General features: G+C 55.5%; 15 protein-coding genes. 2 read left to right on the plus strand and 13 right to left on the minus strand.

Going from position 1 to position 17281, the window contains the following annotated elements:
- The first annotated feature begins 36 nt into the window (after window positions 1–36).
- Window positions 37–810 (plus strand): envelope biogenesis factor ElyC, encoded by a 774-nt coding sequence (elyC, locus tag ACMGF9_RS15120; protein WP_015377333.1) that lies wholly within the window; start codon window positions 37–39, stop codon window positions 808–810.
- A 7-nt stretch (window positions 811–817) separates the two neighbouring features.
- On the opposite strand, the gene ACMGF9_RS15125 is transcribed toward elyC, so the two are convergent.
- From ACMGF9_RS15125 to ACMGF9_RS15150, 6 genes are all read right to left on the minus strand, one after another.
- Window positions 818–1714, minus strand: coding sequence for a YcbJ family phosphotransferase (locus tag ACMGF9_RS15125; RefSeq protein ID WP_015377332.1), 897 nt, complete (start codon window positions 1712–1714; stop codon window positions 818–820).
- 150 nt (window positions 1715–1864) lie between these two features.
- On the minus strand, window positions 1865–2614 hold the full coding sequence (kdsB, locus tag ACMGF9_RS15130; protein ID WP_004928235.1) for a 3-deoxy-manno-octulosonate cytidylyltransferase: 750 nt from the start codon (window positions 2612–2614) through the stop codon (window positions 1865–1867).
- Window positions 2611–2793, minus strand: a complete 183-nt coding sequence (locus ACMGF9_RS15135) for a Trm112 family protein (RefSeq protein ID WP_004928237.1) — start codon at window positions 2791–2793, stop codon at window positions 2611–2613. Before ACMGF9_RS15135 ends, kdsB begins: the two co-directional genes overlap by 4 nt.
- Before the next feature lie 298 nt (window positions 2794–3091).
- Window positions 3092–4318 (minus strand): winged helix-turn-helix domain-containing protein, encoded by a 1227-nt coding sequence (locus ACMGF9_RS15140; RefSeq protein ID WP_015377331.1) that lies wholly within the window; start codon window positions 4316–4318, stop codon window positions 3092–3094.
- 113 nt (window positions 4319–4431) lie between these two features.
- Entirely contained in the window at window positions 4432–4653 is a 222-nt protein-coding gene (locus ACMGF9_RS15145; RefSeq protein ID WP_004928241.1) for a cold-shock protein, read from the minus strand.
- Between the two features lie 223 nt (window positions 4654–4876).
- Window positions 4877–5086, minus strand: a complete 210-nt coding sequence (locus ACMGF9_RS15150; protein WP_004928244.1) for a cold shock domain-containing protein — start codon at window positions 5084–5086, stop codon at window positions 4877–4879.
- A 525-nt stretch (window positions 5087–5611) separates the two neighbouring features.
- On the opposite strand from ACMGF9_RS15150, the gene ACMGF9_RS15155 reads away from it, so the two are divergent.
- A complete protein-coding gene (locus ACMGF9_RS15155; protein WP_004928247.1) occupies window positions 5612–7018 on the plus strand; it encodes a VOC family protein in 1407 nt (468 codons plus the stop codon).
- A 2-nt stretch (window positions 7019–7020) separates the two neighbouring features.
- On the opposite strand, the gene lpxK is transcribed toward ACMGF9_RS15155, so the two are convergent.
- The 7 genes from lpxK to ACMGF9_RS15190 all read right to left on the minus strand — a co-directional run bounded on the left by lpxK (window position 7021) and on the right by ACMGF9_RS15190 (window position 17138).
- Complete coding sequence (lpxK, locus tag ACMGF9_RS15160; protein WP_015377330.1) at window positions 7021–8001, minus strand: tetraacyldisaccharide 4'-kinase; 981 nt, start codon at window positions 7999–8001, stop codon at window positions 7021–7023.
- The gene (gene msbA / locus ACMGF9_RS15165; RefSeq protein WP_015377329.1) at window positions 8001–9749 is read right to left on the minus strand and encodes a lipid A ABC transporter ATP-binding protein/permease MsbA; all 1749 of its coding nucleotides are present in this window, start codon (window positions 9747–9749) and stop codon (window positions 8001–8003) included. Before msbA ends, lpxK begins: the two co-directional genes overlap by 1 nt.
- Window positions 9750–9784: 35 nt before the next feature.
- Window positions 9785–12061: a ComEC family protein gene (locus tag ACMGF9_RS15170; RefSeq protein WP_370456215.1), complete on the minus strand. Its 2277-nt coding sequence runs from the start codon at window positions 12059–12061 to the stop codon at window positions 9785–9787.
- Window positions 12062–12330: 269 nt separating this feature from the next.
- The gene (gene ihfB / locus ACMGF9_RS15175; protein WP_004928264.1) at window positions 12331–12615 is read right to left on the minus strand and encodes an integration host factor subunit beta; all 285 of its coding nucleotides are present in this window, start codon (window positions 12613–12615) and stop codon (window positions 12331–12333) included.
- 62 nt (window positions 12616–12677) lie between these two features.
- A complete protein-coding gene (gene rpsA, locus ACMGF9_RS15180; RefSeq protein ID WP_004928267.1) occupies window positions 12678–14351 on the minus strand; it encodes a 30S ribosomal protein S1 in 1674 nt (557 codons plus the stop codon).
- A gap of 184 nt (window positions 14352–14535) precedes the next feature.
- The gene (gene cmk / locus ACMGF9_RS15185) at window positions 14536–15225 is read right to left on the minus strand and encodes a (d)CMP kinase (protein WP_004928270.1); all 690 of its coding nucleotides are present in this window, start codon (window positions 15223–15225) and stop codon (window positions 14536–14538) included.
- 344 nt (window positions 15226–15569) lie between these two features.
- The gene (locus ACMGF9_RS15190) at window positions 15570–17138 is read right to left on the minus strand and encodes a hypothetical protein (protein WP_126180868.1); all 1569 of its coding nucleotides are present in this window, start codon (window positions 17136–17138) and stop codon (window positions 15570–15572) included.
- Window positions 17139–17281: the final 143 nt, after the last annotated feature.

A 17281-nucleotide genomic window follows, 5' to 3' on the forward strand; every position in this document is an offset into this window, starting at 1 on the left:
GATGCCGCTTTTTCACCCAAAAGGATCTGATTTTCGATGCTGTTCAACCTGAAAAAGTTCTTTGGCGCCCTGCTGATGCCACTGCCGCTGTTGATGCTGCTGATGGGGCTGGCGCTGCTGCTGCTGTGGTTCACCCGCTGGCAAAAAAGCGGTAAGACGATTTTCACGCTGAGCTGGCTGTTTTTACTGCTTTTCAGCCTGCAACCGGTGGCCGACCGGCTGCTGCGGCCGATCGAGGCCGAATACCAGACTTATCGCGGTAACGATCCGGTCAGCTACATCGTCGTGTTGGGCGGGGGTTATACCTACAATCCCGATTGGGCGCCCAGTTCAAACCTGCTCGGCAACAGTCTGCCGCGCGTGACGGAAGGCGTGCGGCTCTACCTTGCACATCCCGGCGCCAGGATGGTGTTCACCGGCGCGTCCGCCGGCCCCATGCAAAGCAACGCCGCCACTGCGGCGCTGGTGGCCGAAAGCCTGGGCGTGCCGCGCAGTGATATGGTGATCTTGGGGGAACCGCGCGATACCGAGCAAGAGGCCGCTCAGGTCGCCAAATTGGTCGGCGAGCAACCGTTCATTCTGGTGACCTCCGCCAACCATCTGCCGCGCGCCATGCGTTTCTTCAAGGCTAAGGGGCTGCACCCGATCCCGGCGCCGGCCAACCAGTTAGCGATCGACTCGCCGCTGAATATCTGGGATCGCGCCACACCGTCGTCAATGTTCCTCGGCCATACCGAGCGCGCGTGGTATGAAACGCTGGGTAGTCTGTGGCAATGGCTGAAGGGCGCAGATAGCGCCGGCGCAGAGTAAAGCTCGTTCAACCGGCCAGCCAGGGCAGCAGCTGTTGCGACGCATAGTCGAACGGCCGCCGCTCCAGCTTGCCGGTATGGATCAAACGCCCTACCGCTTCCCACACCACATATAGCCAGCGCCGCGCCAGGAAAGCGTCGGCGACCGGCGCCCGCTGCAGATAGCTGAACAGCAGCTGGCTGGGCATGCCCGCCTCGCAGAGGCGGAAAAGATCGTATTCGCGCGGCGCCCACAGCACTACGCCGGGATTGAGCATCGCCAGCAGTTGATCGCTTTTGGGATCTTTCAGCATGCTGCGCAGCGATAAGTTACCGTGCACCAGAACACAGGGATCATCGAAGCCGACGAAGAAATGGGTCAGCGCTTCGCGCGTGCGGTACAGCAAACGCCGATCCGCCATGGTCAACTGCGGGGTGGTGAGATTGACCACCGTCGCCCACAGCACTTCGACCCGCTGTTGATACCAGCAAAACCAGTCATTCTCCTGCGTGCTGTCAACGCTGCCGACGCTGCCGTGGCTGTCGATGCGGTGCCAGGCCAATATCCCGTCAACGATCTGCTCCATCAGCATATTCCAGCGATCCGGCGAGCGCGTCGGCGCCTCAGCCGACACGCCGCGCAGGCGCTCGATCAGCAGGATTTCCGTATACGGCGCCTGGTGGGTACACACCACGCCATACACCGTAGGCAGGCGAATATCCCCGTCGCGCGCCAGCATCGACAGCTTGTACGCCTCCTGCTGGGCGATGCCCCGACAGATAAAGCTTTTCGCCATCAGCGGGATCGCGTTGCCCTGCCGATCGTACAGCGAATACATATGCGCATAAGGCTGTTCGCTCACCCGCTCCAGCCGGCTGATGGACTCACCCAGCACAATGCTCAGTTCGGCGCGTAACTGCTCCATAAGGCATTCACCTCAGGCTAATTAGGGGGGATGCGTAACATCATCGAACGGCGAGCGGAAAAATTCTTCAACGCAGATCAACAAAACGGGGATCAATAATGGGGGTATTGCATCGTCGGCGCGTTGCGCGGCGCGCCGACGAAATCAGGCTCAGGGTTGAATGCTGTCGCGCACGCGCTGGAGGTCTTCCGGCGTATCGACCCCCACGCTCGGGATCGCTTTCGCGACCGCCACGTGGATCTTTTCACCGTACCACAGCACGCGCAGCTGTTCCAACAGCTCGATCTGCTCCAGTTGGCTCGGCGCCCAGCTGACGTAGCGGCGCACGAAGCCCGCGCGGTATGCGTAGATGCCGATATGACGCAGCAGGCTGTCGCCGATGCTCTCTTTCGACGCGGCGAAACGCTCGCGATCCCACGGAATGGTGGCGCGTGAGAAATAGAGCGCGTAGCCCTGCGCGTCCATCACCACCTTCACCGCATTGGGGTTGAAAGCCTCTTCGGCGCTCTCGATCGGCACCGCCAACGTCGCCATGCCGGCCTGGCTGCCCGCCAGGTTTTCCGCCACCTGCCGCACGATAACGGGTGGGATCAGCGGTTCGTCGCCCTGCACGTTAACGATGATCTGGTCGTCGGCAAAGCCGTAGTGCGCGATCACTTCCGCCAGACGCTCGGTGCCGGAATGGTGATCCGGGCTGGTCATGCACACTTCGCCGCCGGCGGCTTCCACCGCTTTGGCGACTTCAGGATGATCGGTCGCCACGATGACGCGGCTGGCGCCGGACTCACGGGCGCGCTCCATCACATGCACCACCATCGGCTTGCCATGAATATCGGCCAGCGGTTTGCCCGGCAAACGGGTTGAGGCGTAGCGGGCGGGAATAATAGCGATAAAACTCATGCGTGCTTCTCATCCAGCGACAGCGCACGCGCTTCATTTTCCAACAGCACCGGAATGCCGTCGCGCAGCGGGTAAGCCAACCCGTCCGCTTTGCACACCAGTTCCTGGTTTTCTTTATTGAAATAGAGTTTGCCGTTGCATACCGGGCAGGCAACGATTTCGAGTAAACGGTGGTCCATGCATCCTCCGCTAGGGGATAGGTCATCTGGGAAAGGCAGTGAGGATAGCATAACGCCCGGCCTCAGGTTAATCATCGGCGGCGCCAAGGTGCCGATATTTCCTCACTGCGTCAGCGCGACAGCTTGAACTGCGGCGCATCCCGGCGTAGAATTTTGTGACACAAATCACAAAAGAAAGCCGTGATACATGATCAAACGTCTGCATAAAATCATCGCTCTGTTCGCTAACTTCAGCCACTGAGCCCCTTTGTAACGAGCGACGCTTCACTTCGTTTTACCCCACCGACGGCGTCGCTCGTTATCCCACTTCCCAGCCGGCACCCCATTCCGCGGCCAACGCGGCCGGAATGTCGCCCAGCGCGACGCGTTGCGCACCGTGCCATTTGGCCGTGCGCGCGATGGCCTGCCGGATGTCCTGCGCTCGCTGTTTACCGAAGCGCACCTGCGGCTCCGCATGGAAACTGATGATCTCGAAGATGCCCTGGCGACGGTGCGCCTTGGCGTCAATCCGCCCCACCAGCTCGCCCCGATGCAGCACCGGCAACGTGAAGTAACCATAGCGACGTTTTTCTTTCGGCGTGTAACACTCCAGCCGATAGTCAAAGTTGAACAGTTCGAGCGCCCGGCGGCGATCCCACACCACCGGATCAAAAGGCGACAGCAGGCTGGTGACCGTCGATTTCAGTTTGCCCTGCTCCGCCAGCGGCAGCAGTTCCGCCAGTGATTCATGCACATAGAACTGCCCTTCCAGCCCCTCTACCTGCACCGGCGAAATTTCCCCCTGCGCCTGCAGCTCTGCCAGCAAGGCTTTTGGCGCCACGCGTTTCAGCCGATAATAATCCGCCAACCACTCGGCGCGGAAAATGCCCAGATAGCGGCAGGTGCGATGCAACATCTGCCGGCGCGCCCGCTCCGCAGGCAGCGCATGACGCGCATCGTCCCAGGCCGGCAGCAGCCTTTCGGTCAGATCGTAAACCCGGTGGAAGTTGCGACGCTCGGCCACCATCAGCTTGCCGGCGGTAAACAGGATCTCCAGGTGCCGTTTCTCCGGTTTCCAGTCCCACCACCCGCTGTTGCCTTTCTTCTCGGCGCTGAAATCGGCGGAACGCACCGGCCCCTGTTGTTCGATGTGCCGCAGCAGGTTGTCCATCGCTGCCTGGTGCTGCTGCACCCAGTCGGCCGAGTATTTCCAGCCCATATCATGCGGCGCCAGCATGCGATGCCGCAACAGACCAAAATCCTCGATCGGCAGGAAACAGGCCTCGTGCGCCCAATACTCGAACAGCTTGCGGCCGGCGAGCGCCTGCTCCAGCCACTCCGGCTGATAGGCCCCCAAACGGCTGAACAGCACCAGATACGGGCTGCGGGCGACGACGCTAATGGTATCGATTTGTAACAGCCCCATGCGCTGGATCGCGCTCACGACATCATCGGGCCGAGCCTGGCGTTTAAGCGGAGAAAGCAGCCCCTGGGCGGCAAGGTGCAGTGCGCGAGCGGCGGTAAGGGAAATGGTCGGGGTGGTCATCCTGATATCCGTGGCGAGTAGGCAATGGCCTGATAATAGTGGATATCGCGGGATTTATCTTCGCCAGTGCTTGCGGGTGGCGACACCGGCACTGGCGAGGAAGGAGGATGCGATCAGAACGCGATAACGTCTGCCGCGGACAGCCCATGCGAGCTGCGATAGATCGAGAACTCAACGTTCTGACCTTCGTTCAACGACTTATTTTTGGTGTTGGCGATAGCGTTGCGGTTGACATAGATTTCGTCGCTGCCATCTACCGGTGAAATAAAACCATAGCCTTCGGCCTGATTAAACCATTTCACACGACCCATTTTTAACACAGTATTTTTAAACATAACTTATATCCTTTTACTTGAGCATCCTTGACAACGTCATTTTTTATATTGTCTGGACGCTACCAGCCCATCCTAAAGTTTTTCGTAACAAACCTCTCGTGAGCAAAAAAATAAAAAACCCGCACTAAGGCGGGCTTGTTGAACTTAATATCTTCCGCATGACTCAGCGCTGAAGCGTCACCATGGTTGTATTAAGATCTCTTTATACGCGTTCCCTGTCTTCTTACAGAGCAACTACGTTGGCGGCAGCCGGCCCGCGCGGGCTGTCCTGGATGGTGTACTCGACGCGCTGGCCTTCAGCCAGGGTCTTGAAACCGTCGGTCATGATTGCGGAGAAGTGTACGAATACATCTTTGCCGCCGTCGTGCTGCTCAATGAAACCAAAACCTTTGCTTTCGTTGAACCACTTAACTTGACCAGTCTTCTTAGACATTACTTTTACCTTTAAATATATTTACAAAACCTGCCATAAGAGGCAATTGCGGCCATTTCAGAAACATTACTTATGGGAGGTACTTAGAAGGTTCGTCTTTGAAGCGGAATCGGATGATAACGTTTTTGGAGGAACTGCTTAACTCTAAACTCGAACATAAATAGGTCTGGATTACAGGCCGACTTGCATTTACTCATAAAAATGGTGAATGCACAAGAGGTTTATTGCAATAAATTCATCATTACACCGAATTTATTTTTATCCCCATGAATATACATGACTTAATTTAACGCTCGCCGCAGCCGATCCAGCGCGTTCCTCTCCTCACCGGGGCATCATTTGCCCGTCTGAGCGCTGCAAATGAGAGCTAACGCATAAAACTCTAATATGCTTGACGCCGCTATAACAAATCCCAAATCAGATGGCTAAACTTGAGGGGAAAACAAGGCAGACGGCTTTTTCGCCAGCACTTTTGCCGCTAAAAACACGATTTTTCAGATTATGCTGAATCAAGGAGCTATGCGCATGACCGCCCAGCAGTTCGTTTCACCTAATGAAATCCGCGCCAGATTCTCTCACGCGATGTCGGACATGTATCAAAAAGAGGTACCGCTGTACGGCGATCTGCTGGAGCTGGTGGCGGAAACCAACCGGCAGGTTCTACGCGAAGATGCCGCACTGGCTCATCAACTGCAAATCACCGGCGAGATCGAACGCCTGGCCATGGAGCGCCACGGCGCGATCCGGGTCGGCACGGCGGACGAACTGGCCACCCTGCGCCGCCTGTTCCGGGTGATGGGCATGGCGCCGGTCGGTTACTATGACCTGTCGGTGGCGGGCGTTCCGGTGCACTCCACCGCTTTTCGCGCCATACACGAAGACGCGCTGCAGATCAGTCCTTTCCGCGTGTTCACCTCCCTGCTGCGCCTGGAACTGATAGAAGATCCCGCGCTGCGTGCGCTGGCCGAGCGCTTGCTGGCGCGCCGCCGTATCTTTACCGATCGCGCGCTGGAGCTGATGGCGCTGCAGGAAGCGCAAGGCGGGCTGAATGAAGTGCAGGCGCAAGAATTTGTCGAACAAGCGCTGGAAACCTTCCGCTGGCATAACCAGGCGACGGTCAGCGCCGAAGAATACCGGCAGCTGCACGATCAGCATCGCCTGATCGCCGACGTGGTGGCGTTTAAAGGGCCGCATATCAACCACCTGACACCACGTACGCTGGATATCGATCGCGTTCAGCAAGCGATGCCCGGCCGCGGTATTACGCCCAAAGCGGTCATCGAGGGCCCGCCGCGCCGCCGCCGCGCGATCCTGCTGCGCCAAACCAGCTTCAAAGCGTTGGAAGAAAGCGTCGATTTCGTTGAGCACGACGGCCACGCCATCGCCGGTCACCATACCGCGCGCTTCGGCGAGATCGAACAACGCGGCGTGGCGCTAACGCCTAAAGGACGCGAACTTTACGACCGTTTGCTGCAGGCGACCAACGATGCATTGCAGGCGCCGCCGAGCGAGAAGAATGCCGAGCGCTACTATCAACTGCTGGAGGAAAACTTCCGGGCGTTTCCGGATGATTACGCCACGCTGCGTGAGCAACAGCTGGCCTGGTTCCGCTATTTCCCGACCGAATGCGGCCTGGCGGCCAAAGAGTCGCTGGACAAGCACAGCACCCTGGAACAGCTGATCGAGAAAGAACACGTTCGCTTCCAGCCTCTGGTGTATGAAGATTTTCTGCCGGTCAGCGCGGCGGGGATTTTCCAGTCGAATCTGGGGGACAGCCGCCACGCGCAGTACAACGCGGTTTCCAGCCGGGCAGCGTTTGAACAAGCGTTGGGCAGTGAGGTGATCGACGAGCTGGCGCTGTATCAGCAAACCCAGCAGCGTTCGCTGGAAGCCTGCGCGCAAGCCCTGGGGCTTGCCACGCTGGCATCCTGAGATTACTTAGTCAGCAGGGACTCGATATCCTGCAGCAGTTGCTCAGCCTGAGCGGACGGTAGCACCGCATCAACCGGTAGATACCACCAATTGGGCTGGGCAAAGGCGCGACACTTCACCGCGTCCTTCTCCGTCATCAACAGCGTTTGATCTGCATTAACCAACGCCGCCAGCGGTTCCTGCTGATATTCCTGATGATCGGCAAACGCCACTTCCTGCACGACTTCGACGTTCAACTTTTCCAACGTCGCGAAGAAACGCGGCGGATGGCCGATACCCGCCATCGCCACCACGCGCGGCAGCTCGGCCGCCGGGCGACGCTCACCGCTCAGCAAGTTCACCGCATCACGCGCCTGCAGACGCATGGCAATTTCCCCGGCCTGCGCCACGCCGCCATTGGCGACGCGCGCATCGACGCTGCCAAGCCGCGCGGCACGTTCACGCATCGGCCCGGCCGGCAACCACCAGCCGTTACCGAAACGACGCACGCCGTCGATGACCACCAGCTCGAAGTCACGCTGTAAAGCGTAGTGCTGCAAGCCGTCGTCGGTGATGATCACATCCAGCGGCTGTTGTTGCAGCAGGGCCTGCACCGCCTCGGCTCGCTTGGGCGCGATCGCCACAGGCGCACCGGTACGTTGATAAATCAGCACCGGCTCATCGCCCGCCTCGCGGGTCGACGTATTCTGACCGAGCACCAGCGGATAAACCGCCGACTTGCCGCCGTAGCCGCGTGACACCACGCCAACGCGATAGCCCCGTTGTTGCAGGTGTTCCACCAGCCAAATCACCATCGGCGTTTTACCGTTGCCGCCGGCGGTGAGGTTACCCACCACCACTACCGGCACCGGCGAACGCCAACTTTTACGCAGGCCGCAGCGGTAACTGAGACGGATCAGCCAACTGAACAAGCCATAAAGCCACGAGAGCGGCAATAGCGCCAGATAAAGCAACGAACCGCCGGACCAGATGCGCTCAATCATTATTGACCAAACTGCATGCGGTGCAGCTGCGCATAGGCGCCCTGGCGCTCAAGCAACTCGGCGTGTTCACCGCGTTCGACGATGCGGCCGTCCTCCACCACCAGGATCTCGTCCGCCTTCTCAATGGTCGACAGACGGTGCGCGATCACCAGCGAAGTGCGGTCTTTCTGCAGCTCGTCCAGCGCGGCCTGAATGGCACGCTCGGATTCGGTATCCAGCGCAGACGTCGCCTCATCCAGGATCAGGATCGGGCAATCGCGCAGCAAAGCACGCGCGATGGCAATGCGCTGGCGTTGGCCGCCGGACAGCATCACGCCGTTTTCACCGATCACCGTATCCAGACCGTTTTCCATCTTGTTGATGAAGTCCATCGCGTACGCCATTTCCGCCGCTTTCTCAATCTGCTCGCGGCTGTATTCGCTCTCGCGCGCATAGGCGATGTTGTTGGCGATGGTGTCGTTGAACAGGTGCACGTTTTGTGAAACCAGGGCCACCTGATTGCGCAGCGAGGCCAGGGTATATTCACGCAGATCGTGGCCATCCATCAGGATTTCGCCTTCCTGAATATCGTAGAAGCGCGTCAGCAGGTTGGCGATGGTGGATTTACCCGAACCGGAACGGCCCACCAACGCGACGGTTTTGCCTTCGGAGATTTTCAGGTTGATATCACGCAGCGCCGGCGTTTCTTTGGCCGGGTAGTAGAAGGTGACGTTGCGGAATTCGATATCGCCTTTCGCACGCTTCACTTCGCGGGTGCCGGTGTCTTTTTCCTGTTCCATATCCAAAATGGAGAACAGCGTCTGACAGGCCGCCATCCCTCGCTGGAACTGGGCATTGACGTTGGTCAGCGACTTCAGCGGACGCATCAGCGCGATCATCGACGAGAACACCACGGTAATGGTGCCGGCGGTCAGGGTTTCCATCACGCTTGGGAAGCTGGCGGCAAACAGCACGAACGCCAGGGCCAGCGAAGCGATCAGCTGAATGATCGGATCGGAAATCGAAGACGCGGAGACCAGTTTCATGCCCTGTTGGCGCATACGGTTGCTCACCGAGTTAAAACGCTCGGTTTCCACCTGCTGGCCGCCGAAGATCAACACTTCTTTATGGCCTTTCAGCATCTGCTCGGCGCTGGTGGTCACCTGCCCCATGGTGTTCTGCATGTTCTTGCTGATGTTGCGGAAACGCTTGGACACCAGGCGAATGGCGATGGAGACGATCGGCGCCAGCACGATCAGGATCACCGACAGCTGCCAGCTGTAGTAAAACATCATGATGAACAGGCCAATGATCGAGGCTCCTTCACGCACCACGGTCACCAGCGCGCTGGAAGAGGAGGAAGCTACCTGCTCGGAATCATAGGTAATACGCGACAGCAAAGTCCCGGTGGACTGCTGATCGAAGAAGGCCACCGGCATTCTCATCATGTGGCCAAACAGGCGGCGGCGCATTTGCATCACCACCATGCCGGAAACCCAGGAAATGCAGTAGCTTGAAACAAAACTGGTCACGCCGCGCATCAACATCAGCGCAATCACCGCCAACGGCATCCATACCAGCACGCTGCTGTCGGTTTTTCCAAACCCATCGTCCAATAGCGGTTTAAGCAGAGACAGCATCAGCGTGTCCCCCGCTGCGTTCATAATCAACGCAATGGCGGCCACAATCAGCCCGGTCTTAAAAGGAGTGATCATCGGCCAGAGTCGACGGAACGTCTGCCAGGTCGAGAGATCTTTATCATTCATCATGCAAATACCAGCATCGGAAGAAATAGCGGCCTATTTTACTCATTATCACCCTCTACGCCAAACCGCTGATGGTACCAACGGGGCATTAATTGTTCGCGAAAGCCTTTAATTTGCCAATCGTTGTCGAAAAAAAGTACCGATAACTGACCCGAGCGCGTTGTATCGCGCCATTGGATGCCATTTGCCCGGTATCTGGCGACCACTTTCCGCGCCGGCAATCGCCATTTGTTGTAACGCGATGCGGAGGCCAGCGCCACTTCGGGATTGACCGCGCGCAGAAACGGCGGCGTCGAGGACGTCTTGCTGCCGTGATGCCCCACCTGCAACACCGTAGCCGCCAAGCGATCGCGCCGCAACCGTAACAGCTGCGCCTCCGCCTTCTTTTCCGCATCGCCGGTGAGCAGCAAACTGAATTGCCCATCGTCGATGCGGATCACGCAGGAGTCGTCATTGACCGGCCTTTTGCGCGTTTTCGGTGGCCACAGCACCTCGAATTGCAGCGATTGCCAGCGCCAACGCTCCCCGGCGATGCAGGGCAAGTGTCCTTCCCCGCGTATCGGGCTGCGCACCGTCGCCTGCGGAAACGCCCGCCGCATCACCGGCAGCCCGCCGATATGATCGAGGTGAATATGGCTGATAATGATCTGCTCCAGTTCAATATTCCGCCAGTTCAACATCGGTAAGATATGCCGTTCGGCAGCGCTGCCCGTGGGCCAACGATCGCCGGTATCGTACAGTATCCCCTTGCCGTTTTGCTCGATAACCACCGCCAACCCGTGCCCGACATCAAGCATATCGACACGCCAGCGATAGTCTGGCGCTTTGCCACGCCACAACACGCAGCATATCGCCACCGCCGCCAGCCCCGGCGCATAGCGCCACCACCAATGAAAGCGCCAGCAGATAACGATAAGCCATCCCGCTATGCTGGCCAGCAGCGAGGCGGCCCCCAAATCCACCCAACCGCGTTGCAGGTAATGCAGCGGCACAAACACCCCGCTCAACGTGAAATCTGCCAACCACCAAAGCCCGTAACTTAGCGAGGGGAAGACGCCGCCGATCACCGCCAGCAAAATCAACGGCACCGTCACCAATGAGACGATGGGCACAGCCCAAAGATTGGCAGGCAGCGAGGTCAGCGTCAGACCTAAAAACAGCGCGACCTGCATCGGCACCAGCAACAACGTCATGCCCAACTGAATATGCAGCCAGCGTACCGGCGCCCAATACCAGGCCGAGCGAAATCGCTCGCTGAGCGGTGCCCATTCAAACCAAAAAATCAAACACCCCACCGCCAGCACCGACAGCCAAAAACTGTCTGACAAAACCGCCAACGGATCGCACAGCAAAATCAGCCCGATACACCACAGCCACACTTGCCAGGAAGAACAATGAACGCCGCGCAAGCGCAACAGCATCCACAGCGTCATCGCCAACGCGGTACGCACCGCCGGCGGTTGGGCGCCCACCAACCAAACATAGATCAGCGTCGCCACCCAGCCTGCGACCAATGGAAAGCGATAGCCAATCAAATGGGCGGGAAGAAAAAACTGCAGCGCTCGCAACGCGGCCCAGAACAAAATGGCGACCATCGCCACATGCAACCCTGAAATGGCCATCAGGTGAGCGATGCCGGTTTTCAGCATCAGCGTGCGCAAAGCCTGCTCCAGCGCGGTTCGTTCCCCAAACGCCAGCGCCAGCAATACCGCCTTGTAACGCAATTCACCGATGTTAGTTTCCGCATGGCTGATGATGCGCTGACGCAGCCCGCAGTCGCCATCCAGCAAACGAGCCTGCCTGACCCGCCCCGTCAACGGCTGGCGCTGGGCAATCGCCCAACGTTGGCTGTCAAATCCGCCTTCATTGAGCTTGCCATGTACCGGCCGCAGGCGCAGTTTCAATTGCCAACGCTGCCCGGCACACAGCCGCTGCCGTTCGGGAGCCCACGTCGTGGTAAACGCCAGCGCAGGCGCCAACCAATGACCGTCGACCCGCTCGATGCGCATCAGCGTCTGTTTACTGGCGGCGGGCTCCAGCGCGACGCTGCTCACCTGCACCACCGCCGTCACGTCCGGCATGCGAGTTAAGCGCTCCATTTGCCCGAGCAGGCTTCCGGCGTTGAAAACCGCCCATGTGAATCCCAATCCCAGGCAGGCCAAATAGCGGCAGAACGGCCAACGCGCGCGCAACAGCAAGCAGCCGACAAACAGCATCGGCCACAGCAGCCATAGTTCTGGCAACTGCGGTAAAATCAGCAGCGGCAAGATGCCGCAGATAACGGCGAATATCGCCAGATCCAGCGAAATTTTGATCGTTCTTCTCCCATCGCACCCGCCACGCGCACAAGCGCGTTACGGCAGGCAAACAGGATGAGTCAAGCGGCATGTCGCGACCAGCGGGCTTTAGCGAGAATGCGGCGAGCGCGCCAGGGTAAGAGAGGTTTATGCAGCAACTACACCGCAAATGCGGCGCAGTACGCAATTCACAAGCGTATCGTGGAGAATCGCAGGCGAAAAAAACGGCGCCTTACAGGCACCGTTTTATATTCTTTACAAGCAACAACGCTATGATCAGTCAGCGACTAGCCATAGATATTGGCGCGGTCACGCAACTCTTTGCCTGGTTTGAAGTGAGGAACGTACTTGCCGTCCAGCTCGACTTTGTCACCGGTTTTCGGGTTGCGGCCTACACGCGGGGCACGGTAGTGAAGAGAAAAACTGCCGAATCCGCGGATCTCAATGCGTTCGCCCTCGGCCAGCGTAGCGGCCATGTGCTCAAGCATCTCTTTCACTGCATCCTCAACGGCCTTCGCCGGAATATGAGATTGCTGGCCAGCAAGTCTTTCAATAAGTTCAGACTTGGTCATAGTACCTCCAAGCTTTGCAGCTAAACTACCGTATTGGGGCGGTCAGCGACCGCCCCCCGTCATTACTCGCCTTTAGCCGCTTTGAAAGCTTCAGCCATTGCGTTAGAGAAGTTGCCTTCTTCCTGTTTGTTGTTAACAGTTGCGATGGCGTCTTTCTCGTCAGCTTCGTCCTTAGCACGTACGGACAGGCTTACAACGCGGTTCTTACGGTCAACGCCGGTGAATTTAGCTTCAACTTCGTCACCTACGTTCAGAACCAGAGTTGCATCTTCAATGCGGTCGCGAGAGGCTTCAGATGCACGCAGGTAACCTTCTACGCCGCCTGCCAATTCAACTGTAGCACCTTTGGCGTCAACTGCAGTGACTTTACCAGTAACAATAGCACCTTTCTTGTTCATAGACAGGTAGTTATTGAACGGGTCTTCAGCCAGTTGCTTCACGCCCAGGGAGATACGCTCGCGCTCTGCGTCAACTTGCAGAACAACAGCAGCGATTTCGTCGCCTTTCTTGTATTCACGTACTGCTTCTTCGCCTGCAACGTTCCAGGAGATGTCAGACAGGTGAACCAGGCCGTCGATGCCGCCGTCCAGGCCGATGAAGATACCGAAGTCAGTGATAGACTTGATTTTACCTTCAACGCGGTCGCCCTTGTTGTGGGTTTCTGCGAACTGCTGCCATGGGTTGGATTTGCACTGCTTCAGGCCCAGGGAGATACGACGACGTTCTTCATCGATGTCCAGAACCATCACTTCCACTACGTCGCCCACGTTAACAACTTTGGACGGATGGATGTTTTTGTTGGTCCAATCCATTTCAGAAACGTGTACCAGACCTTCAACGCCTTCTTCGATTTCTACGAAGCAGCCGTAATCAGTCAGGTTGGTTACACGGCCAGTCAGCTTGGTGCCTTCTGGGTAACGTTTCGCGATAGCAACCCATGGATCTTCGCCCAGCTGTTTCAGGCCCAGGGATACACGAGTACGCTCGCGGTCGAACTTCAGCACTTTAACAGTGATTTCATCGCCAACATTGACGATTTCGCTTGGGTGCTTAACGCGTTTCCAAGCCATGTCAGTGATGTGCAGCAGGCCGTCTACGCCGCCCAGATCAACGAATGCACCGTAGTCAGTGAGGTTCTTAACGATACCTTTAACTTCCATGCCTTCCTGCAGGTTTTCCAGCAGTTGATCGCGCTCAGCGCTGTTCTCGGATTCGATAACCGCACGGCGAGAAACGACAACGTTGTTGCGCTTCTGATCCAGCTTGATGACTTTGAACTCAAGCTCTTTGCCTTCCAGGTGCAGAGTGTCACGTACCGGACGCACGTCAACCAGGGAACCTGGCAGGAACGCGCGGATGCCGTTCAGCTCGACGGTGAAGCCACCCTTCACTTTGCCGTTGATAACACCGGTTACAGTCTCAGCTTCTTCGTAGGCTTTTTCCAGCGTGATCCAAGCTTCGTGACGCTTAGCTTTCTCACGGGACAGCAGGGTTTCACCGAAGCCGTCTTCAACAGCATCCAGAGCAACGTCAACTTCGTCACCAACCTGGATTTCCAGCTCGCCCTGGGCGTTTTTGAATTGCTCAGCCGGGATGGCAGACTCAGATTTCAGACCGGCGTCAACCAGTACGATATCTTTGTCGATAGCAACAACGACGCCACGAACGATGGAACCCGGGCGGGTTTCGATTTCTTTTAAGGATTCTTCAAAGAGTTGAGCGAAAGATTCAGTCATGTTGTTAATCTTCAGGGTTCTTTAGTTTAACGTCCATTTAGCGTCCCGCCGAATGGGGTTGTTTCACATACCCCGCCATTGGCTCCATGCCGACAGGGTTTAAGGTTACAGGGGTAAAATTTTACCCGATATATTGCGATACCGCTATGACAAATATGACAAAAAGCCAATAGCGCCGCCGCGCTTATTGCTGCGGCAACGCCAACACTTTCTGTGCATACGTCAACGCCTGCCGGATCACTTCTTCGATCGACATGCTGGTAGAATCCAGCACGAGGGCGTCAGAAGCGGGCACCAGAGGCGCGATAGGCCGATTACGGTCACGGTCGTCCCGTTCCTTTATCTCGGCTAAAAGACGTTCAAAGTTAACATTAAAGCCTTTCTCCTGCAACTGCAGCATGCGGCGGTGCGCGCGCTCCTCCGAGCTGGCGTCGAGGAAAATCTTGACCGGCGCGTCAGGGAACACCACCGTGCCCATGTCGCGGCCATCGGCAATCAGGCCGGGCGCCTCACGGAATGCGCGCTGGCGGCGCAGCAACGCCTCGCGCACGCGCGGAAACGCAGCCGCTTGCGACGCGGTGTTGCCGACGGTTTCGGTGCGGATCTCATTGCTGACGTCCTCACCTTCCAAAATCACCTGCAGCTTGCCGTCCTGGGCAACGAAGCGAACATCGAGATGTGCGGCCAGCGGAACCAGCGCTTCCTCAGAAGTGATATCCACCTGATGATGCAACGCCGCCAGCGCCAGCACGCGATAGATCGCGCCGGAGTCCAGCAAACGCCAACCAAGGGACTCGGCCAACGCTTTACACAGCGTGCCTTTGCCCGCGCCACTTGGTCCATCAACGGTTATCACCGGGGCTGTAGCCGTCATTTCTCTCTCCTTCAGGTAGAAAACCTCACAGAGACACGGCGTGCTTCGACTCGAAGCCCGTGAGCTCTGTCACCTGCCCAATCAGGGGCAAATACGGTGGCGTATTATACGCTGCCCTACGGCGATCTGTTACCCTGGAACTATCCGGTTGTTGAAAATAAGCGCACAACCGCGAAAAAGTATAGAAGAAACGCCGGTCGCCAAAGGTTAAAAACGATAAAGGCCCGCAAAGGGGCCTTAAAAGAAATGATTTGCAAGTACTTTTTCACAAGAAAAATCACCAGCAATCGCATCACAAAACCGTCAAACAGTATGATTTACAATCACCATATTCAATAAAATATTTAATCTTTCAACGGTGAATAAACGAGCTTAGATTTACGAATATCCTCACTAAATGATTTTGAATTTAGATCAATTATAGTAAAACCGTGCACCTTTCTGGAAGCAACATATTCACTCGTGTCAAGCATATATGCCTGAAAAATTTTGCCTTCAGCACCTTTTTTAAGCGTAACCCTTGATTGAACCAGATGCACTAATCTTAAATCTATCAACTGTTCAATTGCATCATAGTCATTTTCGCTTTTTCTTAAGGGAATCAAGAATATATTACACTTAGATTTCCCGATACAAAAATCAACTAATTTTTGGAATGACTCTTCTAGCGCAACCCTGTCTTCATTTGCGTCTAATTTAAACTCTTCTCTTTTACTCTCACCATACTCCCCAGTAGCTAAATTTACATCTTCAGCACCGACTTTGGGACCACGATGATGTTCAATTCCCCTATTTCTAGCTTGATTAATTGCCTTTGCAAAGATACCGATAAAATCACGCGTAACGCCACCAGAAGCGATAATCAGTCGATCTATTGCCGTGGAATTAAGTAAACCATTGACATTTAGTGGCGGTGTTTCATCCATTATATTAGACAAAATTTTACGCATAAACTCTTTAAGAATCAAAAACTTCTCTAAAGATATATCGATATTAATCTCTTTGGCATCATCTCCTAACTTCACACCAATTGGGGGATCAGTATGAATGTACCAATCACTTCGATGTTTTATCGTGCCAATTTTTAACCACAAGCTATTTCCTTTCGCTATACGATGGAAATAATCAATAACCTTGGCTTGATCACTACGCCTAATATGATAAAGATCATCTAAAATCAAATATGCAGGGCCGTCTGACAACTCGCCAAGCTCTGTGAAAAACCGTTGGAACCTTAAAATATTTTGATGCAAATACTCTGTTTTGTGAGACTGATAGGTTTTTTGAACACCAACAGTTAATTTAGAACCCGTAGCAACCTCACCATCTACTTTTGCAATTGGGGAAGAAATTCCAGCTTTGACAGAACCCGACAGCGAGGACTCATTTTGGCTATTATGCTGGACATCTACTATTTCAGGCATAGCCAACCTTTCGGACAAATCTTTTATTATGCTCTTTAATTCATCGACTAATTCACCAGTCTTAGCCTTGTTAAAAGGTTTTCGCTCAGGTTTGCTTCCCCAGAACTTAAGCCAAAACTTGGTCCGTTGTGCTGGCGTAGTCGCTGCAGTTTCAAGCCACTTTTCAAATTCTTGTAAACTTTTTATCAAAACACTGATAAGGACATCAGGATATGAATGCCCTTTAAATGTTTCCATATCAACAAATGAGATCGGTCTTCTATCTAAAGTAAGATCAGCAACAACTTTTCTCAAAAGCGACGATTTACCAGATCCTCTTCGACCAAAAATTATGCTGTGCTGTTTTGCTTTTGACTGCGCCAAAACTCCTGGAGCAGGTTCAATGAAACGCTTAACGTTTTCAGGCGTAGCACGCATAGCCTCGTCACATAAAATAAGTAGGCTATCAACTTCAGGTGCTGTTAGCTGAAAAGCTTTATCATCACTCATTTGCACGGTCCTTCACTTGCTAAAAATGATTAAAGATCAAATAATTAGCATGAAAATTAAAATAATAAGTTAATAGTACCTCACATTTTTCCATTTAACAACCGAGCCAGTTTACACAAACAATAAAAGACCATAAAAACAGG

It is taken from the genome of Serratia sp. BNK-23 (assembly GCF_047456145.1).
GTDB lineage: Bacteria > Pseudomonadota > Gammaproteobacteria > Enterobacterales > Enterobacteriaceae > Serratia > Serratia nematodiphila.

What these genes read in the sequence shown, in the direction of transcription:
- ACMGF9_RS15155 (WP_004928247.1), top strand. Translation starts at nt 5,612, where the DNA reads ATGACCGCCCAGCAGTTCGTTTCACCTAATGAAATCCGCGCCAGATTC.
- ihfB (WP_004928264.1), bottom strand. Translation starts at nt 12,615, where the DNA reads ATGACCAAGTCTGAACTTATTGAAAGACTTGCTGGCCAGCAATCTCAT.
- msbA (WP_015377329.1), bottom strand. Translation starts at nt 9,749, where the DNA reads ATGATGAATGATAAAGATCTCTCGACCTGGCAGACGTTCCGTCGACTC.
- ACMGF9_RS15135 (WP_004928237.1), bottom strand. Translation starts at nt 2,793, where the DNA reads ATGGACCACCGTTTACTCGAAATCGTTGCCTGCCCGGTATGCAACGGC.
- ACMGF9_RS15145 (WP_004928241.1), bottom strand. Translation starts at nt 4,653, where the DNA reads ATGTTTAAAAATACTGTGTTAAAAATGGGTCGTGTGAAATGGTTTAAT.
- cmk (WP_004928270.1), bottom strand. Translation starts at nt 15,225, where the DNA reads ATGACGGCTACAGCCCCGGTGATAACCGTTGATGGACCAAGTGGCGCG.
- ACMGF9_RS15125 (WP_015377332.1), bottom strand. Translation starts at nt 1,714, where the DNA reads ATGGAGCAGTTACGCGCCGAACTGAGCATTGTGCTGGGTGAGTCCATC.
- ACMGF9_RS15190 (WP_126180868.1), bottom strand. Translation starts at nt 17,138, where the DNA reads ATGAGTGATGATAAAGCTTTTCAGCTAACAGCACCTGAAGTTGATAGC.
- elyC (WP_015377333.1), top strand. Translation starts at nt 37, where the DNA reads ATGCTGTTCAACCTGAAAAAGTTCTTTGGCGCCCTGCTGATGCCACTG.
- ACMGF9_RS15140 (WP_015377331.1), bottom strand. Translation starts at nt 4,318, where the DNA reads ATGACCACCCCGACCATTTCCCTTACCGCCGCTCGCGCACTGCACCTT.
- rpsA (WP_004928267.1), bottom strand. Translation starts at nt 14,351, where the DNA reads ATGACTGAATCTTTCGCTCAACTCTTTGAAGAATCCTTAAAAGAAATC.
- lpxK (WP_015377330.1), bottom strand. Translation starts at nt 8,001, where the DNA reads ATGATTGAGCGCATCTGGTCCGGCGGTTCGTTGCTTTATCTGGCGCTA.
- kdsB (WP_004928235.1), bottom strand. Translation starts at nt 2,614, where the DNA reads ATGAGTTTTATCGCTATTATTCCCGCCCGCTACGCCTCAACCCGTTTG.
- ACMGF9_RS15150 (WP_004928244.1), bottom strand. Translation starts at nt 5,086, where the DNA reads ATGTCTAAGAAGACTGGTCAAGTTAAGTGGTTCAACGAAAGCAAAGGT.